21 protein-coding genes are annotated in these 20,682 nt (G+C 75.6%); 10 read left to right on the plus strand and 11 right to left on the minus strand.

Going from position 1 to position 20,682, the window contains the following annotated elements; all coding sequences use genetic code 11:
* Positions 1-318 precede the first annotated feature (318 nt).
* Complete coding sequence (locus ACZ6NC_RS11460; RefSeq protein WP_465731373.1) at positions 319-1,047, plus strand: hypothetical protein; 729 nt, start codon at positions 319-321, stop codon at positions 1,045-1,047.
* Positions 1,048-1,071: 24 nt separating this feature from the next.
* Here ACZ6NC_RS11460 and ACZ6NC_RS11465 read toward each other — a convergent pair whose 3' ends face one another.
* The gene (locus ACZ6NC_RS11465) at positions 1,072-1,515 is read right to left on the minus strand and encodes a protein-tyrosine phosphatase family protein (RefSeq protein ID WP_465731375.1); all 444 of its coding nucleotides are present in this window, start codon (positions 1,513-1,515) and stop codon (positions 1,072-1,074) included.
* A 93-nt stretch (positions 1,516-1,608) separates the two neighbouring features.
* Positions 1,609-2,949 (minus strand): helix-turn-helix transcriptional regulator, encoded by a 1,341-nt coding sequence (locus ACZ6NC_RS11470; RefSeq protein WP_465731377.1) that lies wholly within the window; start codon positions 2,947-2,949, stop codon positions 1,609-1,611.
* Positions 2,950-3,103: 154 nt separating this feature from the next.
* On the opposite strand from ACZ6NC_RS11470, the gene ACZ6NC_RS11475 reads away from it, so the two are divergent.
* From ACZ6NC_RS11475 to ACZ6NC_RS11500, 6 genes are all read left to right on the plus strand, one after another.
* Positions 3,104-4,033 carry an NADP-dependent oxidoreductase gene (locus ACZ6NC_RS11475; RefSeq protein ID WP_465731379.1) on the plus strand — a complete coding sequence of 310 codons (930 nt, stop codon included), beginning with the start codon at positions 3,104-3,106 and terminating at the stop codon, positions 4,031-4,033.
* A 129-nt stretch (positions 4,034-4,162) separates the two neighbouring features.
* Positions 4,163-5,101 carry an ABC transporter ATP-binding protein gene (locus ACZ6NC_RS11480; RefSeq protein ID WP_465731381.1) on the plus strand — a complete coding sequence of 313 codons (939 nt, stop codon included), beginning with the start codon at positions 4,163-4,165 and terminating at the stop codon, positions 5,099-5,101.
* Complete coding sequence (locus tag ACZ6NC_RS11485) at positions 5,098-5,877, plus strand: ABC transporter permease (protein ID WP_465731383.1); 780 nt, start codon at positions 5,098-5,100, stop codon at positions 5,875-5,877. Before ACZ6NC_RS11480 ends, ACZ6NC_RS11485 begins: the two co-directional genes overlap by 4 nt.
* Before the next feature lie 79 nt (positions 5,878-5,956).
* Entirely contained in the window at positions 5,957-7,261 is a 1,305-nt protein-coding gene (locus ACZ6NC_RS11490) for a sensor histidine kinase (protein WP_465731732.1), read from the plus strand.
* Positions 7,251-7,925, plus strand: a complete 675-nt coding sequence (locus ACZ6NC_RS11495) for a response regulator (RefSeq protein ID WP_465731385.1) — start codon at positions 7,251-7,253, stop codon at positions 7,923-7,925. The genes ACZ6NC_RS11490 and ACZ6NC_RS11495 overlap by 11 nt, the downstream gene beginning before the upstream one ends.
* A gap of 90 nt (positions 7,926-8,015) precedes the next feature.
* On the plus strand, positions 8,016-8,801 hold the full coding sequence (locus ACZ6NC_RS11500) for an SDR family NAD(P)-dependent oxidoreductase (protein ID WP_465731387.1): 786 nt from the start codon (positions 8,016-8,018) through the stop codon (positions 8,799-8,801).
* Positions 8,802-8,828: 27 nt separating this feature from the next.
* Here the strand turns inward: ACZ6NC_RS11500 and ACZ6NC_RS11505 are convergent, their stop codons facing one another.
* The 5 genes from ACZ6NC_RS11505 to ACZ6NC_RS11525 form a co-directional block, all read right to left on the minus strand.
* Positions 8,829-9,485, minus strand: coding sequence for an ABC transporter ATP-binding protein (locus tag ACZ6NC_RS11505; RefSeq protein WP_465731389.1), 657 nt, complete (start codon positions 9,483-9,485; stop codon positions 8,829-8,831).
* Positions 9,482-10,237: an ABC transporter ATP-binding protein gene (locus ACZ6NC_RS11510; protein ID WP_465731391.1), complete on the minus strand. Its 756-nt coding sequence runs from the start codon at positions 10,235-10,237 to the stop codon at positions 9,482-9,484. Before ACZ6NC_RS11510 ends, ACZ6NC_RS11505 begins: the two co-directional genes overlap by 4 nt.
* Positions 10,234-12,207, minus strand: a complete 1,974-nt coding sequence (locus ACZ6NC_RS11515) for a branched-chain amino acid ABC transporter permease (RefSeq protein ID WP_465731393.1) — start codon at positions 12,205-12,207, stop codon at positions 10,234-10,236. Before ACZ6NC_RS11515 ends, ACZ6NC_RS11510 begins: the two co-directional genes overlap by 4 nt.
* 9 nt (positions 12,208-12,216) lie before the next feature.
* Positions 12,217-12,903 carry a hypothetical protein gene (locus ACZ6NC_RS11520; RefSeq protein WP_465731395.1) on the minus strand — a complete coding sequence of 229 codons (687 nt, stop codon included), beginning with the start codon at positions 12,901-12,903 and terminating at the stop codon, positions 12,217-12,219.
* 205 nt (positions 12,904-13,108) lie between these two features.
* Positions 13,109-13,330: a hypothetical protein gene (locus ACZ6NC_RS11525; protein ID WP_465731396.1), complete on the minus strand. Its 222-nt coding sequence runs from the start codon at positions 13,328-13,330 to the stop codon at positions 13,109-13,111.
* On the opposite strand from ACZ6NC_RS11525, the gene ACZ6NC_RS11530 reads away from it, so the two are divergent.
* Together ACZ6NC_RS11530 and ACZ6NC_RS11535 are read left to right on the plus strand one after the other, a co-directional pair.
* Positions 13,320-13,679 (plus strand): MTB12 C-terminal domain-containing protein, encoded by a 360-nt coding sequence (locus ACZ6NC_RS11530; RefSeq protein WP_465731398.1) that lies wholly within the window; start codon positions 13,320-13,322, stop codon positions 13,677-13,679. The genes ACZ6NC_RS11525 and ACZ6NC_RS11530 overlap by 11 nt on opposite strands.
* A complete protein-coding gene (locus ACZ6NC_RS11535) occupies positions 13,670-15,079 on the plus strand; it encodes an ABC transporter substrate-binding protein (protein WP_465731400.1) in 1,410 nt (469 codons plus the stop codon). The genes ACZ6NC_RS11530 and ACZ6NC_RS11535 overlap by 10 nt, the downstream gene beginning before the upstream one ends.
* A 20-nt stretch (positions 15,080-15,099) precedes the next feature.
* On the opposite strand, the gene ACZ6NC_RS11540 is transcribed toward ACZ6NC_RS11535, so the two are convergent.
* From ACZ6NC_RS11540 to ACZ6NC_RS11555, 4 genes are all read right to left on the minus strand, one after another.
* Positions 15,100-16,203, minus strand: coding sequence for a PP2C family protein-serine/threonine phosphatase (locus tag ACZ6NC_RS11540; protein WP_465731402.1), 1,104 nt, complete (start codon positions 16,201-16,203; stop codon positions 15,100-15,102).
* Positions 16,204-16,353: 150 nt separating this feature from the next.
* Positions 16,354-16,776, minus strand: a complete 423-nt coding sequence (locus ACZ6NC_RS11545) for a MarR family winged helix-turn-helix transcriptional regulator (protein WP_465731404.1) — start codon at positions 16,774-16,776, stop codon at positions 16,354-16,356.
* Positions 16,777-16,908: 132 nt separating this feature from the next.
* Positions 16,909-18,147 carry a M48 family metalloprotease gene (locus tag ACZ6NC_RS11550; protein WP_465731406.1) on the minus strand — a complete coding sequence of 413 codons (1,239 nt, stop codon included), beginning with the start codon at positions 18,145-18,147 and terminating at the stop codon, positions 16,909-16,911.
* Positions 18,148-18,206: 59 nt separating this feature from the next.
* Positions 18,207-18,512, minus strand: coding sequence for a dsRBD fold-containing protein (locus ACZ6NC_RS11555; RefSeq protein WP_465731408.1), 306 nt, complete (start codon positions 18,510-18,512; stop codon positions 18,207-18,209).
* Between the two features lie 314 nt (positions 18,513-18,826).
* Here ACZ6NC_RS11555 and ACZ6NC_RS11560 point away from each other — a divergent pair, with 314 nt between their 5' ends.
* The gene (locus tag ACZ6NC_RS11560) at positions 18,827-19,978 is read left to right on the plus strand and encodes a CapA family protein (RefSeq protein ID WP_465731410.1); all 1,152 of its coding nucleotides are present in this window, start codon (positions 18,827-18,829) and stop codon (positions 19,976-19,978) included.
* Positions 19,979-20,682 lie beyond the last annotated feature (704 nt).

The raw sequence follows: 20,682 nt of genomic DNA on the forward strand, positions 1-20,682 counted from the left end.
TGCCGCCTGTGACTTCGAGGACGAGCTTCCCGACCTCGGCGGGCTCCCGCGCTACCGCTGAGCTCCCGTCGATCCACAAGTCTTGACTATTGCTCGTCCTCGGGCTCGATACCGCGTAGCCGTACCCGCTTGCCTGTCCAGAAGGAGCTCATTCCACCTATGCCAGCAGGTCCTTCAGCGTGCCGTCCAGGGAATTCAGCCGGCGGAAGGAAGAGCGTTCGGCGGCCTCGGTGGGTGTGACCCCTTGTCGGCGCCCGGGGACGTCGCAGGAGGTCGGTGACATCGTCGGTGAATCTCAGCACGGTCTAGGCTCTCGACGTGTCCGGTCTGCTGCCCTCCGTCCCCAGGCTTCCGGGGCCCTTCGTGCCCGCCGTGCCCGCCGTCGCCACGCCCGTGGGCCTGCTGGAGTTCCACGGGGTGATCGACCGCCGGGCGGTGCCGCGGCAGCCGACGCGTGCCGACCGCCTGCCCGGGGGCGCCCTCGTCCACCGCTGGGAGGACGACGACGCCGAACTGGAGCTGCTGCTCTGCCCGTTCGAGGCGTCCGCCACCGACTTCACGCTCCCGGTCGATGCGTGCTGGGGCGCCGTCTGGCACGTGAAGGCCCGCACCGCGCTGCGACGCGTCCAGCTCTCCGCGACCTTCCGCGCCGTGCCGGCCGACGTCGAGAGCGGCTACGACGGCGGGCAGGCCGTCGCCGCCGTGTCCCTTGAGAACGCCGGCACCGTCCTCACCCTCGGCGGCTCGGACGAGGAGGAGATCTGCGCACGGGCGGAGGCCGGTGACTCCATGCCCCGCCGCTGGGCCGCCGACCTCGACGACGTCTACCGCCGCTCGCCCCGCCTCACCTGGGGAGTCGAGTACCTGGACGACCACCGCGGCATCTCCTGGACCCTTCCGCCCTTCGAGCCGGGCGACGAGGCCGTCCTGCACGCCGCCGTCAGCTGGCGCACCCCGCAGCCCGACGACCCCGAGGACGACATCTCCACCTGGTGGGCCGCCCTCGTCAATCCGGGGCACATCCTGGCCGCCGCCTCGGCCCGGTAGCCGAGCCGTCCAGGCCCGCGCCCGCTACCCGAACCGCTCCACGAACCGCCGCTGCCACGGCGTCTCCACCGCGTGCCGGTCGTAGTGCTCCCGCACGTACGCCACCGCCTCGCCGGCCGGCACCCCGTCCAGGATTGCCAGGCAGGCGAGCGCCGTGCCCGTCCGGCCGTGGCCGCCCGCGCAGGCCAGTTCGACCCGCTCGGAGGCCGACCGCTCCCAGGCCTCCCGCAGGGCCTCGGCGGCTTCGGCGTGGTCGGCGGGCAGCCGGAAGTCCGGCCAGCGGAGCCACCTGGTCTCCCAGTGGAATTCCGCGGGACGGCGGCCCAGCAGGTAGAGGCCGAAGGTGGGTGCCGGGCCCGATGGCGCCGGCCGGAGCAGGCCGCGCCCCCGGACCAGCCGGCCGGACGGCAGGCGCAGCACGCCGGGGGCGGTCGGTTCCCAGAGCCCGGAGGCGGCGGAGGCGGTCATGGGTCGAGCCTACGACGCGGCCGGCAGTCCCTTCACTCGCAGCAACGTCCTCTGGCCGGAGCTGCGTCACTTCTGACCAGAGAGCCGGCCCGCTCAGGACGCCGCGTACAGCGCGGTCGCGGCGGGCATGCCGGCGCGGTGGGCCAGGGCGGCGGCCTCACCGCGCGAGGCGACGCCCAACTTGGCCAGGATGTTGGCCACATGGAACTTCACCGTGGACTCGCTGATGTGCAGGGTCAGGGCGATCTCCCGGTTGCGGCGGCCCTGCGCGAGCTGGTCGAGGACCTCCAACTCCCGTGGCTGGAGCCCCTCCAGGGGGTCCGTGGCGGCGGGCGCGGCGGGCACGTTCAGCGGTAGGTCGACGGTGACGGTGGTGCCCCAGCCGGGGACGGCGTCGACGGTCAGGCGGCCGGCCAGGGCGGCGATCCGGTCGGTGGTGCGGTGGACGGCGAGTGCGTCGGTGGCCAGCAGGCCGGGGCCGTCGTCGCGGACCACGGCCCGGACGGTGTCCGCCACGAACTGCCAACTCACGTGCAGGCGAGTCAGGTTGTCCTGCTCCAGCATGGTGAGCACGGTGGAGCGGACGGCGGCCCGAGCGGTATGCGCGGTGTCGGCCGGGACGGAACGGTCACCCGCTGCCGGGGGCAGCAGGTCCAGCCGGACGGGGCTGTGCCGCAGCAACGGGCGCAGCTCGTCGGCGAGTCGGGCGAAGGCGGTGGCGGCGGGCTCCTCGCTCAGCTCCCGGTCGAGGTCGGCGCCCGCGCGCAGGCCGAGCAGGGCGTCGACGGCGAGTTCGGTGGCGCTGCGGCGGGCGGTGGCGTCGTCCAGGGCGGCCGAGCGCAGCGGGGCGAGGATCGCGGTGAGGGCGGAGGCGTGGGCGCCGCTCAGCTCGGCGATCGCTCGGGCCCGGGCGCTGGCCGAGGCGCGGGAGGCGGCCGCGTGCACGGGGGCGGCGTCGGCGGCGCGGTGGTGGGAGTGGGTGGTGACCAGCTCCCACAGCTGCTGGAGGACGGCGAGCGCCCGCGCGGGCAGCGGGCCGGCGCTCTCCCGGACCAGCACCAGCAGCGCGCCGTTGCTGCCGGCCGGCGCCGAGGCGACCGCCACGGCCGGCCGGAGCCGGCCCGCCAGCACAGCCTCGCCCTGCCACGGCCGGCCGGGCTCCACCGCCTCCGCGAGCCGGGCCAGTTCCAGGCTGGTGATCCGCCCGGCCAGGTCGGCGGCGCCGAAGGCGTTGGTGGGGGAGTACGTGCAGACGCCGCTGAGCTGGGCGATCGCGGTGTGCGGGACGAGGTCGGCGAGGATCTCGGAGAACCGCGGCAGGATGGCCGGCCGGGGCGTGCGCAGCACCTCGACGGCCCGCGCCAGCGCATCGTCGGGCCGCTCCCACGGCCGGGCCTCGGACGGCTCCCCGCTGTCGTGCACGTGTTCCACCATGCCGTCCAGCCTAGTTGGGCCGGCCGGCCGGCGGCCTGGCCGTTCGGACAGGTCGAACCGGCCGAACGGCGGGCCGGTGATCACCCGCCGGCCCGCCAGGCTGGACCCGTCACCACGACGAACTTCCCGAGATACCAGGAACGGTGGGATCCCCATGACGAAGGCCATCGGCTTCTCCGAGTACGGCGGCGCGGACGTGCTGCGCCCGATCGAGATCGACCTGCCCGCCCCCGGGCCAGGCCAGGTGCGGATCGCCGTCCGCACCGCGGGCGTCAACCCGCTGGATTACAAACTGCGCAACGGCGCGCTGACGGAGCTCTTCCCGCTGACGTTCCCCTATGTGACCGGCTCCGAGGTGGCGGGCGTCGTGGCGGCGGTCGGCGAGGGCGTGACCGAATGGCAGCCCGGCGACGAGGTGTTCGGCCTGACCTTCGGCGGCGGGTACGCCGAACACGCGCTGCTGGAGGCCGGCAAGCTGGTCCGCAAGCCGGCCACGCTCAGCTGGGAGGAGGCCGCGGCGATCCCGGTGGCGGCCGAGACGGCCTGGCGCTCGCTGGACCTGCTGGGCGTCAAGAGCGGCCAGACGCTGCTGGTGCACGGCGCGGCCGGCGGCGTCGGCACGGTGCTGCTGCAGTTCGCCCGCTCGCGCGGGATCACGGTGATCGGCACCGCGAGCGAGGCCAACCACGCGCACCTGCGCGAACTGGGCGCGATACCGGTCGCGTACGGGGACGGGCTGGCCGAGCGGGTGTGGGCCGCCGCCCCGCAGGGCGTGGACAAGGTGCTGGACGCGGCCGGCCAGGGCGACGTCCTGCCGTTCTCGATCGAGCTGGCCGGCGGCGCCGAGCACGTGCTGACCATCGCCGACTGGGAGGGTGCGGCCACGTACGGGGTGCGGTTCAGCGGGGGCTCGGAGGCGGTCGAGTACCACGGCCCGGCGCTGGCCGGTGCCGTCGCGCTGCACGAGGAGGGCACCCTGCGGCTGCCGGTCCAGCGGGTGTTCCCGCTGGCGGAGGCGGCGCAGGCGCAGCAGGAGAGCGAGCGCGGGCACGTGCGGGGCAAGATCGTCCTCTCGGTCGGCTGAGGCTCCGTCGCACCGCCCGGGGGCGCCCGGACAGGGCGCCCCGCATCAACCGATCGGTTGATGCGGGGCGCGCGGGGCCGAGCGGATCGGCGGATGCCGCCCGGCCCCGCCGGCCGCGACGCTGGACCCATGAAACCTCCCGGCAGTCCAGCACCGCCCGCCCTGGGCCACGTCATCGAGGTGACCGGCCTTCAGAAGTCCTATGCGGGCCGCACCGTGGTCGACGGCGTCTCCTTCGCCGTCGCCGAGAGCGAGATCTTCGGCATCCTCGGCCCCAACGGCGCCGGCAAGACCACTCTGGTGGAGTGCGTCGCCGGGCTGCGCGCTCCCGACGCCGGCGTCGTGCGGGTCGCCGGGTTCGACCCGCGCGCGGACCGAGCCGCCACCACCCGCGTCCTCGGCGTCCAGCTCCAGGCGAGCGAGCTCCAGCCCAAGCTGACCGTACGCGAGGCGCTGGAGCTGTATGCCGCCTGCTACCCGGACCCCGCCGACTGGCGGCAGCTGGCGGAGCGGCTGAGCCTCACCGACCGGCTCTCCGCCCGGTTCACGGACCTCAGCGGCGGTCAGAAGCAGCGGCTTTTCATCGCGCTGGCGCTGATCGGCCGGCCGCGCGTCGTCGTCCTGGACGAGCTGACCACCGGGCTCGACCCGCGCGCCCGCCGCGCCACCTGGGACCTCATCGAGTCGGTCCGGGCGGGCGGGGTCACCGTCCTCCTGGTCACCCATTTCATGGAGGAGGCGCAGCGGCTCTGTGACCGGATCGCCGTCCTGGACCGGGGCCGGGTCGTCGCGCTCGACACCCCGGGCGGACTGGTCGGCCGGGCCGCGGGGGCGACCGTCATCTCGTTCACGCCCTCCGCGCCGCTGGCCGGGCCCGATCTCGCCGCGCTGCCGGGGCTCGTCTCCGTCGCCACCAAGGACGGCCGCCTCACCCTGGCCGGGACCGACGAGACCGTCGGCGCCGTCCTCACCCTGCTCGCCCGGAACCGCGTCACCGCCCACCAACTGCGCGTCACCGACGCCACCCTGGACGACGCGTTCCTCGACCTCACCGGAGCCTCGTCATGACCGCCGCAGCCATCGGGACCGGGACGGACGGACGGCGCGGCCCGGGCGCCGCCGTCCTGCGGGCGGAGGCCCGCCTCTTCCTGCGCGAGCCGGCCGGCGTCTTCTGGATCCTGGCCTTCCCCACGCTGCTGCTGGTGATCCTCGGCTCGATCCCGGCCTTCCGCACGCCCGACGCGTCGCTCGGCGGCATCCGCTTCGTCGACGCGTACGCACCCGTGTCGGTGCTGATCGCGATGCTCACGGCCGGGCTCCAGGCCATGGCGCCGGTCGTCACCGGCTACCGGGAACGCGGCATCCTGCGCCGGATGTCGACCACCCCGGTACGTGCCGGCGCGCTGCTCCGGGCGCAGGCCGTCCTGCACGGCGCGGCCGCGCTGCTCTCCGCCGTCCTGTCGCTGGCGGTGGGCCGGATCGTCTTCGACGTGCCGTTGCCGCGGCAGCCGTTCGGCTACCTGCTCGCCCTGCTGCCGGCGACCCTCGGCGCGCTGGCGCTGGGCGCGCTGGTGTCGGCGCTCTCCCGCACCTCGAAGATCGCCTCCGGGATCGGTTCGGCGGTCTACTTCCCGATGATGTTCTGCGCGGGCGTCTGGCTGCCGGTCCAGGCGATGCCGGACGTGCTCGCCCGGATCGTCGGCCTCACCCCGTTCGGCGCCGCCGCCCAGGCGCTCGGCCAGGCGTCGGCGGGCGGCCGGCCGGGCTGGGACCACCTGGGCGTGCTCGTCCTGTGGACGGTGGCGCTCTCGGCGGCGGCCGCCCGCTGGTTCCGCTGGGAATAGCCTCGTGCAGACTGGGCCGGTGATCATCGGGGGCGGGGCGGTGGGCGGGGCAGCGGGCGCGGCGGCGGGGGAGAGCGGCGTGGCCGGCGACAGCCGGGCGAAGGCGGGCGCGGAGAGTGCCGCGGCGGCGTTCACCGCCGTGGAGCGGCGCTGGGTGGCCTTCCACCGCTGGGGCCCGTTCGTCCTCCTCGGCGCCGGCCTCGCCGTCTCGGTGGCGACCTCCCGGCTGCTCGGCATGGACCGCGGGCGGTGGGCGGTCACCGGGGCGCTGGCCGCCGCGGCGTTCGCGTTGCAGGGGTGGTGGGCGGTGGTGGCGCGGGACCACCCCGGGCCGTCTGCCCGGAGCGCCGGCTACTACGCGGTGCGCTGGGCGTTCGCCTTCGGACTCGCCTGGCAGAACCCGTTCTTCTCGACCTACGCGGCCGCCGGCTACTTCGACGCGGAACGGCTGCTGTCGCGCCGGCTGCGCTGGCCCGGCCTGGTCGCCACCGCGGTGGTCCTGGCCGGCGCCCAGTCCGGCGGGCTCCCGCCGCACGGGACGGTGGGCCGGATCGCCTTCGCCGGGGTGTTCACCGTCCACCTCGCGCTGCTGGTCGTGGTCAGCCGGATCGCCTCCCAGGAGGCCGACCGGGCCCGGATCCAGGCCGCCACGATCGAGGAACTGGCCCGCGCCAACGCCGCGCTCGAACAGGCCCTGGCGGAGAACGCCGCCCTGCACGCCCAACTGCTGGTGCAGGCCCGGGAGGCCGGGGTCGCCGACGAGCGCACCCGGATGGCCGCCGAGATCCACGACACGATCGCGCAGGGCCTGGCCGGGATCGTCACGCAGCTCCAGGCCGGCGCCACCACCCCCGACCCGGCGGCGGCCCGCGAGCACCTGGATCGCGCCGCCGACCTCGCCCGGCTCAGCCTCGGCGAGGCCCGGCGTTCCGTCCGCAACCTCTCGCCGGCGGCGTTGGAGCACGACACGCTCCCCGGGGCGCTGCGCAAGACGGTCGCCGACTGGCACGAACGGACGGGCGTGCGGGCCGAGTTCACCGTCACCGGCACGATGGAGGAGCTGCACGGCGAGATCGCCGCCACGCTGCTGCGGATCGCCCAGGAGGCGCTCGCCAACGCCGCCCGGCACGCGCGGGCGAGCCGCCTCGGCGTCACCCTCTCCTTCATCGACGACGAGGTCGTCCTGGACGTCCGGGACGACGGGCGGGGCTTCGACCCGCTCGCCCTGCCCGCCGCCTCCGCGCGCGCCGGCACCGGCGGCTTCGGCCTGGCCGGCATGCGGGCCCGGGCCGAACGCATCGCGGGCTCGGTCACCGTCGAGTCCGAACCCGGCTTCGGGACGGCGATCTCGGCTCGCGTACCGTTGGTGCGCCATGAGCGCTGACGTGATCACCCTGCTCCTCGTCGACGACCACCCCGTCGTCCGTGACGGCCTGCGCGGCATGTTCGCCGCCGACCCCGGGTTCCGGGTGCTGGGCGAGGCGTCGAGCGGCCCGGAGGCCGTGGCATCCGTCGCCGCCCTCGACCCCGACGTCGTCCTGATGGACCTGCGGATGCCGGGTGGCGGCGGGGTCGAGGCGATCACCGCCCTCACCCGCCGGGGCGCGCGGGCCCGCGTCCTCGTCCTCACCACGTACGACACGGACGCCGACACCCTCCCCGCCATCGAGGCGGGCGCCACCGGCTACCTCTTGAAGGACGCGCCGCGCGACGAACTGTTCACCGCGGTGCGCGCCGCGGCCGAGGGCCGCACCGTGCTCTCCCCGGCGGTCGCCTCCCGGCTGGTCGCCGCGGTGCGCACTCCGGCGGCCCGCAGTGAGGCGGTGCGCGGCCAGGGGGAGGCCGAGGCGGAGACCCTCCTGTCGACGCGCGAGCGCGAGGTGCTGGCCCTGGTGGCCAAGGGCACCTCGAACCGGGAGATCGCCCGGGTGCTGTTCATCAGCGAGGCCACCGTGAAGACCCACCTCACCCACATCTACGCCAAGCTGGGCGCGGCCGACCGGGCGGCGGCCGTGGCCCAGGCGTACGAGCGGCGCATCCTCGGCTGACGGCGGGCCCGGCCGGCGTCGGCCGCCACAGGCTGGTGAACCGCTGCGCGAACCAGTCGTTCTGACGCATCGTCGGTAGAGTCCGGTGTCATGACCGAGGTGAGCGATTTCTCGTACGGTGGCCGGCTGGCCGGCAAGGTGTGCGTGGTGACCGGCGCGGCCAGCGGGATCGGCCGCGCGGTGGCCGAACGCTTCGCCCGGGAGGGCGCGTCGGTCGTCGCGACCGACGTGGACGCCGACGGCCTGCGGAAACTGGCGGAGCAACTCCCGCGGGCCGTCAGCACGGTGGTCGGCGACGTCTCCCGGGACGACGACGCCCGCCGGATGATCGGCGCCGCCGTCGACCGGCACGGCCGCCTGGACGTCCTGGTGGCCAACGCGGGCGTGATCCCGCTGATGGAGATCACCGAGGCGAGCGCCGAGGACTGGGACCAGGTGATGGCCGTCGACGGCCGCGGCATGTTCCTCACCTGCAAGTACGCGGTGGAGGCGATGGCGGCGCCCGGCGGTGCCGGTGGCGCGATCGTCTGCGTCTCGTCCATCTCCGGCGAGGCCGGCCAGCGCGGCCAGGCCGTCTACGGGCCCGCCAAGTTCGTCGCGTCCGGCCTGACCAAGCACCTCGCCGTCGAATGGGCCGACCGCGGCATCCGGGTCAACGCCGTGGCCCCCGGCACCATCACCACCGAACGCGTCAGCCGTCTCCGGGACGAGCCGGGCGGCCCCGAGTACCTCACGGCGATCGAGAAGCTCCACCCGATGGGCCGCCTGGGCGCCCCCGCCGAGGTGGCCGCCGCCGTGCTGTTCCTGGCCTCCGACGACGCGTCCTTCATCACCGGCGTGGTGCTTCCGGTGGACGGCGGCTACCTGGCGCAGTAGGGCGTCGGGTGCCCAGCACCTCGCCGTTCAGCACTCGGCGGGCTCCCCGGAGAAGGTGACCTCGCCCCGGTGCAGCACATGGACGACGGCCGCTCCGGTCAGGCTGCGCGGGAGCGACTGCGCGGTAAGCACGACCGTCCGGCCCTCGGCGGCCGCCGTGTCCAGGAGGTGTGCGTGCAGCCGGGCGGTGACGGCGGGCGCGAGGCCGCGGTCCGGCTCGTCCAGCAGGAGCAGGCGCGGTTGCGAGGTCAACGCCCGTGCCAGGGCGACCAGTTGCTGCTGACCGCCGGAGAGCGTCCCGGCCCGGCGGGGCAGCAGGGCGGACAGCTCGGGGAAGAGCGCCAGCGCCTCCCCGGCTCCGGAGACCCCGGAACCGCCGAGCCCGAGGTGCTCGGCCACCGTCAGCGAAGTGAAGACCGCCCGCTCCGCCGGCACCAGCGCCAGCCCCAGCCGTACCCGCCGGTGGACGCCCAGTGCGGTGACGTCCCGCCCCTGCCAGACCACCCGCCCGGCGGCGAGGCGGACCACCCCGGCGAGCGCGTGCAGCGCGCTGGTCCGCCCGGAGCCGTTGCGGCCGAGCAGGACGCTGACCGCGCCGGCGGGGAAGGCGAGGTCCACGCCGTGCAGGGCCTCCAGCGGCCCGTACCGGACGCGGGCCGAGTACAGGGCGGCCTCGACGGTCACGTGGCGGTCACCCCCGCCCCGCCCCAGGCCCGGGCGACCCGGGGGTCGGCGAGGACGGCGGCGGCCGGGCCGCGGGCCACCACCCGGCCGCCGGCCATCGCATACACGGTGTCGGCCAACTCCCCGACCAGATCGGGGTCGTGCTCGACCAGCAGCAGCGCCATGCCCCGGTCGGCCAGGCCGCGCAGGACGGAGACCAGCCGGGCGGTCTGCGCCGAGTCCAGGCCGGCCGCCGGCTCGTCCAGCAGCAGCACCCGCGGGTCGCCGGCCAGGGCGCGGGCCAGCTCCACCAGGCGCAGCGCCCCGGTCGGCTGGGTGCCGGCCGGCCTGGCCGCGACGTCCTGGAGGCCGAACAGGGCGAGGGCGCGCGCCGTGGCGTCGTCCACGGCGCGGGCGTCCGGGCGGCGGCCGCGCTGCTGCTCGGCGCCGATCCGGACGTTGTCCGCCACCGTGAGGGTCGGGAAGACGGCGATCTGCTGGAAGGTGCGGGCCAGGCCGAGCCGGACCCGGGCGTGCGCGGGCAGCCGGGTGATGTCGCGTCCGCCGAGCAGCACCCGGCCCGCGTCCGGGCGGACCGTCCCGGCCAGGCAGTCGAACAGGGTGCTCTTCCCGGCACCGTTCGGCCCGATCAGCGCGGTGATCCGCCCCGGCGGCGCGGTCAGGTCCACCCCGGCCACGGCCTCGATCCCCCCGTACCGGCGGACCACGCCCCGCGCGGTCAGCCGGGCGCGGCCGGTGCCGGGGCGGTTCACGGCCGCGCCTCCTCGGAGGCGGCGGCGTGCCGGCCGGCGATCAGGGCGCGGGCCCGGTGCCCTGCCGGGGTGAGCCGCCCGGGCGGCAGCGCGCCGACCGCCTCCGCCGGTGGGCGGCGGGACAGCCGTGCCGCCACGCCCGCGAGGCCGCCGGGCAGGCGGCCGATCGCCGCGGCGAGGACGCCGACCGCGACCGCCGACACCCCCGCGACGGTGCCCGCGTCCAGGCCGATCAGCAGCGCCGCGGCCAGCACCGCCCCGAGCGCGCTGTCCGCACCGGCCAGCACCACGGCGGCGAACCAGATCAGTCCGCGCACCGGGTCGAACGAGCCCGCGTCGAAGGCCCGCCCGGCCAGGCCCATCAGCCCGCCGCCGAGCGCTGCCAGCGCCGCGCCGACCACGAAGGCGAACAGCTTCAGCCCGGGGACGTCCACCCCCGCCGCCACCGCGCCGGGCTCGTGGTCGCGCATCGCCGTCAGTGCCCGGCCCAGCCGCCCCCGGTGCAGCCCGTGCACCACCACCAGACCCACGCCCAGCAGCAGCAGTTCGGCCAGGTAGAAGGCGCGGTCGCCGGCCAGGAAGGCGGGGCGGTCGAGAGTCAGCCCGGTGGTCGCGTACGGCTGCTGGAAGACGAAGCGGCTCATGGCCGTGCCGACCGCGAAGGTGACCAGGGCCAGTGCCAGCCCGCGCCGCCGGATCGCCGGCCAGCCGGTGAGCAGCCCGAGCGGCGCGGTCGCCAGCACCGCGAACAGCAGCGCCGGTACGGCGGGCAGGGGTGGCACGCCCGGGATCCGGCCGGACATCAGCAGCGCCGTCCCGAGCGCGCCGAGCCCCGCGTACCCGGCCTGGCCGAGCGAGATCTGCCCGCCGTAGCCGGTCACCACCACGATGGAGAGCAGGACCAGCGCCAGCGCCGGTACCAGCAGGGCGCTGCGCAGGTCGTTGCCGCGGAAGCCGAGCGGCAGCAGGAGCAGCACCAGGCAGACCGCCCGGGCCGCCCGGCCCCCACCGGCCGGCCCTCGTGCGGCGAGCGGGGAGCGGTCGCGCTGCCCGCCGGTGATCCGGGGCCCGGCCAGCAGGGCGGTGGCCAGCAGCGCCACCACGAACAGGTTGGCCTGCACCGCCTGCACGAGCGGCAGCAGCTGGCCGGACGGGCGCAGCCGGGTCAGTTCGGCCTGCGCGATCCCGAGGCCGAGCCCGGTCGCCACCGCCACCGGGATGGACCGCAGCCGGGCGGCCACCGCGACCGCCATCGTCTCCATCACCAGCAGCGGCAGCCCGTACGGGTCGAGCAGCAGGTAGGGCGCGAGGGCGACGCCGACCAGCCCGGCCGTGAACGAGCCGAACGCCCAGCCCGCCGCCGAGACCCGGTCGGCGTCCACCCCGGCCAGCCGGGCGAGCCGCCGGTCGTCGACGACGGCGCGCAACTGGAGGCCGAACCCGGTGAACCGGGTGATCGCGGCCACCGTCCCGCCGAGCACCAGGATGGCGGCGAGCTGCGCCACGGTGTCCGGGCGCAGGGTGTGCCCGCCGGGCAGCCCGATCGGGGTGCCGCCGAACGGGGACGGCGCGCCGCTCAGCGGGGCCGTGCCCCAGACCAGGACCACCACGCCGATGAGCAGCACGAACACGCCGAGCCCGGCCACCATGGTCTCGGCGGTCCCGGCCCCGCGCCGCTGCAACGGTCGGTACACCAGGACGTCCAGCAGCACCCCGAGCGCGGGCGCGACCAGCAGCAGGCAGCACGCGACGGCCGGCCAGACCGGCCAGTGCCGCACCACGACGAGGTCGCGCAGCAGGTAGGCGACCAGCATGGCCTGGGCGCCCTGGGCGAGGTTGAGCACGCCGGTGGCGCGGTGGCAGACGACCAGGCCGATGCCGCTGAGCGCGGCGGCGCTGCCCACGGTGAGGCCGGCGAGCGCGAGGTCGACGGTGAGGCCGAGGGAGTCGAGGGCGGGGACGTCCGGCACGGGAGCGCCTCAGCCGGCCGGCGGGGCGGCGTCGCCCGGCCGGGAGGTGCCGGCGGGTCCGCCGGGTGCATCGGGGCCGCCGGGTCCGCCGGGCGCATCGGGTTCGCAGAGCCGGCACGGGGTGAGCCCGCGCGCCCCGACGTCGGCGGCGTCCACCGCCTCGGCGTGGGACTTGCCGGCCACCAGCGGGCAGTCCGGCCGGTGGTAGAGCGTGCCCTCGGGGACGGCCACCGGGGCGGTGCCCGTCCCTACGGCGCCGGCAGCGGCCTCCGGCGCGGTCGCGTCGCGCGGGGTGTCGTCGGACGCGGTGTCGTCGGGTTCGACCAGCAGGTCGTACAGCCGCGCGACCCGCCGGCCGGTCAGGTCGGCGTCGTGGTCGGCGGGCCCCGGGGGGCGGCCGGCCGAGCGCAGGGCGACCAGGACGATGCCCGCCACGATCAGCGCCGCGCCCGGGATGGTGGACGAGGCCAGGTAGGGGATCTGCTGCTCGGCGAAGCGCTCGCCGGAGACCCCGTACCAGCCGAGCACGCAGAGGGCGGCCCCGACGGCCGCGATGATCCAGCCGGTCCACTCGCGCGCGTCCCGGACCGTCCGCACCGCCCGCGCCGCGGGGCGCCGCAGCCCGCCGCCGTGGCGGGCGCCCGTCCCCTGCGCGGCGGTACGGGTGCTTTCGCCCTCGGATTGCGATTCGTCCATGGATCCGCCTTCATGGTGTCACTTGCGACATTTCCAGGATCGGCCTGGAACAGCATCCGGACATCGGCAGGGCGGGCCGCGCGGCGCATCCGGGCCGCGCGGCCGGCGCGGCCGGGGCAGACGGTGCCGGCGCCGCAATCGCCGCAGTCGAGAGGAACACCATGCACGTGAGGCAGAGCGGCACCCGCGACCCCCGCGGCACGCGTCAGGGCGGCGGCCCCGTCCTGCGGTCGGCGAGCGTGCTGCTCGTGCTGCTGCTGGCGGGCACGGTGGCCGCGTGCAGCAGCAGCAAGTCCGGTTCCACGGCCTCGGGGTCGGCGTCCGCGTCCGTGTCCGCCTCGGCGTCGGTGTCGGCGTCGGTCAGTGCGAGCGCGAGTGCCAGCGCGAGCGCCGGTGCCACCGCGCCCGCCGACCCGGTGACCGCCAAGAACGAGGTCACCGCCAACTGGGAGAAGTTCTTCGACCCCAGCACCCCGATCCCGGAGAAGGCGAGCCTGCTCCAGAACGGTGACGTGCTGCTCCCCGTCCTCCAGGGCTTCTCCCAGGACCCGCGGGTCGGCCAGGTGAAGGCCAAGGTGTCGGACGTGGCGTTCACCTCGCCGACCGACGCCACCGTCACCTACGAGCTCTCCCTCCAGGGCAACGTGGTCGAACCGAGCGCCACCGGACAGTCCGTGCTGGAGAACGGCACCTGGAAGGTCTCCCGCTCCACCCTGTGCGGCCTGCTCACCCAGGCCGGTGGCGCGAGCGGCACCCCGATCCCCGGATGCAGCTGACGGCCTCGCCGTTCCGCCGGGTCGCCGACGGATCCAGCCGTCGGCGGCCCGCACGCCGCGCCCCGGCGGCTCGGCTCGTGCCGGCGCTCGTGCTGCTGCTCGCCACCGCCTGCGGCACCCGGCTGCCGGAGGGCGCGTTCAGCCCCCGCCCCACCCCGGGGGCGGGTACGACGCCGGGCGGCAACCCGGCCTCCGACACCGGTGTCACCGCCGCCGAGATCAGGATCGGCATCGTCACCTCGTTGACCAGCCCGGTCGGCAGCGAGGTGTTCAGCGGGCCGCGCTACGGCGCGCAGGCCTTCGTCCAGGCCCTGAACGACCGCGGCGGCCTGCACGGGCGCACCGTCAGGCTGGTCACCTGCGACGACGGCGGCAGCGGCATCGGCAACCAGGACTGCGTGCACCGGCTGATCGACCAGGAACACGTCTTCGCCTTCGTCTCGGGCAGCGTGCTGGACTACGCCGGCGCCGGGTACGTGAGCGGCAAGGGCGTGCCGGACATCGGCGGCCAGCCGATCGGCACGGCGTACGACCGCTGGCCGCACCTCTACGGCATCTACGGCAGCAGCGCGCCGCGCGACGGGCACGCCGTCGGCTGGAACGGGACGCTCTACCAGACCACCGAGGTGTTCCGGTACTTCAAGGAGCGGCTGGGCGCCGGCAGCGCCGCCGTGGTCGCCTACAACCAGGCCGACTCGGCCCGCTACGCCGCCCAGCTGAAGGCCGGCCTGGAGGCGGAGGGCTATCGCGTCCTGGTGCAGACGGTCGACTTCGCGCTGCCGAACTTCCAGGCGGTGGCCGCCGCCGTCCGTGCCGACGGCTCGCAGCTGCTCTTCGACGCCATGGACACCCGCGGCAACGCGGCGCTCTGCCGGGCGCTGGACGAGGCGGGGGTGAAGGTCGCGGCGAAGGTGACGAACGTCCAGAACTGGTCCGAGACCGTCCGTACCGACTACCAGTCGTCACCCGTTTGCCGTAACGCGCTCTGGGCGACCTCGTCCAGCCTCAACTACGAGGACGAGCGCTACCCGGCGGTGCAGGAGTTCCGCACCGCGATGGCCCGGTACTACCCCGACCGGGAGCCGCTGCTCTCGGCCTGGGAGCTGGAGGGCTGGGCGGGCGCGCAGTGGCTCACCGACGCGATGGACTCCTGCGGCGCGGATCTCACCCGGGCCTGCGTCGAACGGTTCATGAACCGCACCGAGCCGTACGACGCGCAGGGGCTGATCCTGCCCGCCTCCTTCGTGCCGCAGCCGCCGCCGTCCGGGCCGACCCGGGCCTGCCTGAACGCGGCCCGCTGGCAGGACGCGGCGGAGGGGGGAAAGGGCGGCTGGGTCACCCAGGTGGTGTCGATGACCACCAACTGCTTCGAGGTGCCGCAGCTGCCGTACCGGCCGTGACCGGCCCGTGCACCGGGCTCTCAGGCGAGCCGCTCCGCCACGACGATCGCCGCGTCGTCGTCCAGCCGGCCGCCGACGTGGGCGAGCAGATCGCGGCGCAGGTGGTTCAGCAGGGCGCCGGGGCGGTCGGCGTGCCAGGCCGCGACGCGTTCGGTGAGCGGGTAGAAGCGCCGTGCGGCGTCGCGGGCCTCGATGACGCCGTCGGTGTAGATCAGCAGCCGGTCGCCGGGGAGGAAGGGGAACACCTCCACCTCGTAGGTGGTCGGGGCCAGCTCGCCGAGCCCGAGCGGTGGAGCGGGGTGGCGGGCGCCGAGGGCGGTGATGCCGCCGGCGTGCAGCAGCAGCGGGGGCGGGTGGCCGCAGTCGATCAGGCGCAGCACGGAGCCGTCGTCCGGGATGTCCAGGATGACGGCGGTGATGAACGACTCGCCGGTGTCGTCCGTGGCCGGGCCGTCGCGTGCCGGATCCGGGACGGCGCCCGCCACCGCCCGGCGCAGGCGGTTCTGCTCACCGAGCTGGGCGAGGTCCCAGCAGACGCTGCCGTCCAGGTAGGTGGCGAGGTCGGGGAGGTCGGCGTGGAGGTGGGCGGCGGCCCGGAACGCGCCCAGCAGCAGGGCCGCGTCGCCGAGCGAGGAGAGGCCCTTGCCGCGGACGTCGCCGACCAGCAGCCGGGTGCCGGTGGCGGTGCGGGCGGCCGCGTAGAGGTCCCCGCCGACCTGTGCCTCGGCCTCGGCGGCCAGGTAGACGGAGGCGAGGTGGAGGGGCCCGATCCGGTCGGGCAGCGGGCGCAGCAGGACGCGCTGGGCCGCCTCGGAGACGGAGCGGACCTGCGCCAGCTCCCGTTCGTGCCGGTCGCGCAGCACCCGCAGGGCGACGATCAGCGCCGAGACGGCGATCTGCGCGCCGAGCTGGGTCTCGTGGTTGGCGGTGTCGATGCCGTCGCGCAGGAGGCCGATGACGGTCAGTGCGGCGAGGGCGATCAGGGCGACCGCGGTGGTGGCGCGGGCGCCCGCGAAGGAGGCGGTGATGGCGGGGGCGACGATCAGCAGCGGGCCCAGGTGGATCTCGGGCGGGGCGAGGATGTCGACGACGGTGATCGCCAGGATCAGCGCGAGCGGCAGCACCGTCAGAGCGTGGCGGCCGGGCCGCCACGACCGGCGGCGGTCACGGGGACGCTGCCGAAGTGGCACCTCTCCTCTGTACACCGTTCGGGCGGTGTACCGCACTTCGGCCATGGGCGGGCCGGCCGCGCGGACGGGGCCCGGGCGGGTGGCTCAGTCCTGGGCGCCGTAGCGGGCGAGGTAGTCGGCGAAGCGCGCGACGTCCTCGTCCGACCAGTCGGTGAAGCGGGCGGTGAAGGAGGCCCGGCGCTGCTCGTTGGCCTCGCGCAGCAGGGTGAGGCCGGCCTCGGTGGCGCGCAGGATCTGGCCGCGCTGGTCGTCCGGGTCGGTCTCGCGGCGCAGCAGGCCGAGCTTCTCCAGCGCGGTGACCTGACGGCTGACGGTGGACTTGTCCAGCATGAAGTGCGTCGCGACGTCCGCAGCCCGGCAGCCGCCGCGCTCGTTTATCAGGTCGAGGATGCTGTAGGTGACCAGGGAGAGGTCCGGGTGCAGCTGGCTGGCCTTGTGGCGGGCACGCCGGGCGAAGGCGGTCAGCTCGCGCTGGATGGTGTCGATCGACATCTCGCGGCCGGGCACGGCGGGCTACCTCCTCGGGATTTGTTGCACTATACAACGATTTTATGATCGATGGCGCATGCCTGCCAGGCGTCGCCCCGCTCGGCGTCACCCTGCTCGGCGTCACCCTGCTCGGCGTCACCCTGCTCGGCGTCACCCTGCTCGGCCGGCCCGGCTCCCGTCGGGTCCCGAGGCCTGCCAGGCGCGGGCGGCCGCGATCCGGCGCGTCGCGCTCGGGTGAGTGGCGAACAGTAGCTCAAGCGCTCGCGGCGGGTCGACGTCGGACACGTTGGCCAAGGCCAGTCTGCGCTGCATCGCGACGAACTGCTCGGCATCCGACGTGAGTTCGAGTGCGTGCCGGTCCGCCCGGGCCTCGATCCGGCGGCTCGCCGCGCACTGCACCGGGCCCGACAGCGCGCCCAGCAGGGCGGCGCAGGCGGCGAGCAGCGGCAGCGCGCGGGGATCGGCCGCGTCCGCCGCCCCGGCCGCCGACAACAGCGGGCCCCAGCCGGCCAGCAGGCCGAGCAGGGCGACCACCACGGCCGCGCCCGCCGCGCCCAGCAGCGTGCCGGTCAGCACGTCCCGGTGCTTGACGTGCCCCAGCTCGTGCGCCACCACCAGCTCCACCTCGCGCGGCTCGGCGGTCGACAGCAGCGTGTCGTACGCGACGATCCGGCGCGTCGCGCCCAGCCCGGACACGTACGCGTTCAGCGCCGTCGTCCGCCGCGACGCGTCCGCCACCAGGACGTCCCGCACCCGGACGCCGTCCTGCTCGGCGAGCGCCAGCAGCGCGCCGCGCAGCGGGCCGGGCGGCATCGGGGTGAAGCGGTTGAACACCGGCTCCACCAGCAGCGGGTAGAGGAACGAGAGCGCCGCCGTGAGCAGTGCCGCCGCGCCCGCCGCCGGGATCCACCAGCGGTCCGGCGACCAGGCGGTGAGCGTGAACAGCCCGAGCGCGACGGGGAGCGTCAGTGCCAGGGCGAGCGCCAGTCCGCGCAGCGCGTCCACCGCCCAGCCGGCCCAGCCCTGGGTGACCAGCCCGTACCGGGCGCGCACCGAGCGGACGCGCGCGCCGAACGGCAGCTGCGCCAGCTGCCCGAGCACGACCAGTGCGGCCGCCCCGGCCAGGACCTCCGCCGTCCGCGAGCCGCCGAACCAGCCGCCCACCGCCGTCACCAGCCCCGCCCCGGCGGGCGTCAGCCCCAGCGCGAGCGTCAGGGTCAGGCCGGCCAGCCGCCCGCCCAGTGCCCACGGCAGCTGCGCGCGCCGCAGGGCTCGGCCGCGGGCGCGCTGAGCGGGGGTGAAGTCGGGGGTGTCGTGGGGCGAAGGGGTGTCGTGGGGCTTGGGAGTGGGTGCCGGGGTGCCCGTGCCCGGGCTGACAGAATCTGTCATCTGTTGGCTGTCATCCGTTTGCTGTCGTCCGTCGTCTGCCATCCGTCCCGTGGAGTCTGTCAGCCGCCCGTCCGCTCCGCCGCCCCGGTGGCGGATCGGGTACCGGCGCGGAGCAGTTGGTGGCCCAGGTCCACCAAGGCCCGCCCGACCGCGAACTCGTCGCCCACGGCCGGCGCCGGATCGTCGCGCGGGTTGCGGCGGGCGAGCGCGTCACTGTGCAGCACGCTGCCGTCGGCGTCCAGGACGGCGTGCACCCGGGTGGTGTCCCGGTCCTCGACCACGTGCAGGTTCAGCTGCCAGTCCTTGGTGCGGACGTCGCGCTCTCGCCGGCCGCCGTCCTGGGCTTCGCTTCCCGTGCTGTCCATCACCCATCACCTCGCTGCCCCGGTCTCGTGGGCGTCTGCCGCATGTTCCACGCTGCGCGCAGGTCGGCCCGTGCGCCAGGGACGCCACGGCCGCATCGGGCCGGGCGATTGGGCCGGGCGGTCCTGCGGTCCTGCGGTCATAGGTCCTGTGGTCCTGCAGCCCGGGGGCGGGACGAGCGGTCCGTCCGGTCGCGGTGTCGGGCGAACACATCGGGCGAACACATGGGGCGAACACGGTGTGGAGGCGGGGCGGAGGAGGCGCGGGGGAGTGGCGTAGGCTGACCGCTCTTGGACCGACCCCGGGGGGATCTCACATGCGCCGTGCCGCGGCCGCCGTCGCACTGCTGCTCGGGCTGATACCCGTGGCCGCCTGCGGACCGGACGACCCGGCCCCGGCCAAGGCCGCGCCGGCCGGCGACGCGGCCGGGCCCGCGGCCGACGGGTCCGCTGCGGCCGGAGCGACCGGCACCGCGGCGCCGGCGCCGTCCGGCAGTGCCGCCGCACCCCGGCCCGACGGCAGCATCACGGTGGCGTTCGCCGGCGACGTCCACTTCGAGGGCCGGACGGAGTCCCGGCTCGCGGTGAAGGCCCCGGAGCAGGCACTCGGGCCGATCTCCAAAACCGTCTCCGACGCGGACCTCGCCGTCCTCAACCTGGAGACCGCGATCACCGACCGCGGCGCCCCCGAGCCGAAGACCTACACCTTCCGCACCTCGCCCAAGGCGCTCACCGCGCTCAAGGACTCCGGCGTCGACGTCGTCTCGATGGCCAACAACCACGCCGTCGACTTCGGCCCCGACGGCCTCGCCGACACCCTCGCCGCCAAGGACGCCTCGCCGATCCCGGTCGTCGGCGTCGGCCACAACGCCAAGGAGGCGTACGCCCCGTACGTCACCACCGTGCGCGGGGTGAAGGTCGCCGTGGTCGCGGCCAGCCAGGTCGAGGACATCACCAACCAGAAGTGGCGGGCCGGTGCGAGCAAGCCGGGCATCGCCTCGGCGCTGGACGCCGCCGCGCTGGTCAAGGCGGTCGAGGCGGCGAAGCAGCAGGCGCCCGTCGTCCTCGTCTACCTGCACTGGGGCGACGAGGGCAAGGCCTGCCCGACCGGCCCCCAGACCGCCATCGCCAAGAAGCTCGCGGCGGCCGGCGCCACCGCGGTGGTCGGCACCCACGCGCACACCATGCTCGGCTCGGGCATGCTCGGCAACACCTACGTCGGTTACGGCTTCGGCAACTTCCTCTGGTACGGCACCTCCAACTACGCGTTCTCCAACGAGACCGGTGTCACGACACTGACCCTCACCTCGGCGGGCAAGGTCACCGCAGAGGTGTTCACCCCGGCCACCGTCGACGGCCAGGGCGTGCCCGTCCCGCAGGCCGGCGCCGCCGCCGAGGCCGCCCTCAAGCGGCGCGACGGCCTGCGGGGCTGCACCGGCCTGGCCCCTGCGCCCGGCCCCTCGCGCTGAGTTCGTCCAAGTCCCGGGTGGTGATCGCCTCCGCCACGGGGGTGCCGCCGCGGTGCGCCAAGGCGAGCCGCTCCCGCACCTCGCGCGGCGTCCGCGGCCGCCACCCCGGGCCGTAGCAACACCGCGAGTGGAACGTCACCCCGGCGGCGAGCACGGCGGTCAGCGCCCGCCATCCGGCGTCGTCCCGGCGCTTCGGGACCGCCAGATCCTGCCCCGCCTCAAGCAACTTCCCCCGGCAGTGTGGGCAGAGGTCGTGCCCCGGTGCCGGCCACCGCTTCACCGAGACCCGGCAGGGCGGGCAGACGAAGTGCCGGCGAGACGTCCGAGCGCGTGTACACATGGGCACCACGATAGGTTTCTGACGGACCATCGGCATCCGGATTTCCCGGGCCCGCGGGTGATCGCGGGCGGCCAGGACAGACCTCGCCGGGCAGGTTAACAGAGACCTCGGGCCGGAGTCTGCCCTCGGGGCCGCGGCGGGAGAGCCGCCCGCCGCGGGCGTCCCGCCGGCGGGACACCCGCGGCGAGCGGCAGGACTACCCGGGGAGGTCGGGCCGGTCAACGGTCGGTGGCGGAGCGGGCGGTGGCCGGACGATCTCTTGCCGCGGTACGGGCGGTGGCTGAGAGTATTCGTCGCCGAAGGATCATTCCCCCGACGGTCGGCGCCTGCCTGTCCGTCGGCAGCTCAGGACGAGAAAGGCCCC

It is taken from the genome of Kitasatospora sp. NPDC041988 (assembly GCF_055588525.1).

Excerpts from the sequence above, each read along its gene's own strand:
- ACZ6NC_RS11465 (WP_465731375.1), bottom strand. The coding sequence starts at position 1,515 with ATGACCGCCTCCGCCGCCTCCGGGCTCTGGGAACCGACCGCCCCCGGC.
- ACZ6NC_RS11470 (WP_465731377.1), bottom strand. The coding sequence starts at position 2,949 with ATGGTGGAACACGTGCACGACAGCGGGGAGCCGTCCGAGGCCCGGCCG.
- ACZ6NC_RS11475 (WP_465731379.1), top strand. The coding sequence starts at position 3,104 with ATGACGAAGGCCATCGGCTTCTCCGAGTACGGCGGCGCGGACGTGCTG.
- ACZ6NC_RS11480 (WP_465731381.1), top strand. The coding sequence starts at position 4,163 with ATGAAACCTCCCGGCAGTCCAGCACCGCCCGCCCTGGGCCACGTCATC.
- ACZ6NC_RS11485 (WP_465731383.1), top strand. The coding sequence starts at position 5,098 with ATGACCGCCGCAGCCATCGGGACCGGGACGGACGGACGGCGCGGCCCG.
- ACZ6NC_RS11495 (WP_465731385.1), top strand. The coding sequence starts at position 7,251 with ATGAGCGCTGACGTGATCACCCTGCTCCTCGTCGACGACCACCCCGTC.
- ACZ6NC_RS11500 (WP_465731387.1), top strand. The coding sequence starts at position 8,016 with ATGACCGAGGTGAGCGATTTCTCGTACGGTGGCCGGCTGGCCGGCAAG.
- ACZ6NC_RS11520 (WP_465731395.1), bottom strand. The coding sequence starts at position 12,903 with ATGGACGAATCGCAATCCGAGGGCGAAAGCACCCGTACCGCCGCGCAG.
- ACZ6NC_RS11535 (WP_465731400.1), top strand. The coding sequence starts at position 13,670 with ATGCAGCTGACGGCCTCGCCGTTCCGCCGGGTCGCCGACGGATCCAGC.
- ACZ6NC_RS11550 (WP_465731406.1), bottom strand. The coding sequence starts at position 18,147 with ATGACAGATTCTGTCAGCCCGGGCACGGGCACCCCGGCACCCACTCCC.
- ACZ6NC_RS11555 (WP_465731408.1), bottom strand. The coding sequence starts at position 18,512 with ATGGACAGCACGGGAAGCGAAGCCCAGGACGGCGGCCGGCGAGAGCGC.
- ACZ6NC_RS11560 (WP_465731410.1), top strand. The coding sequence starts at position 18,827 with ATGCGCCGTGCCGCGGCCGCCGTCGCACTGCTGCTCGGGCTGATACCC.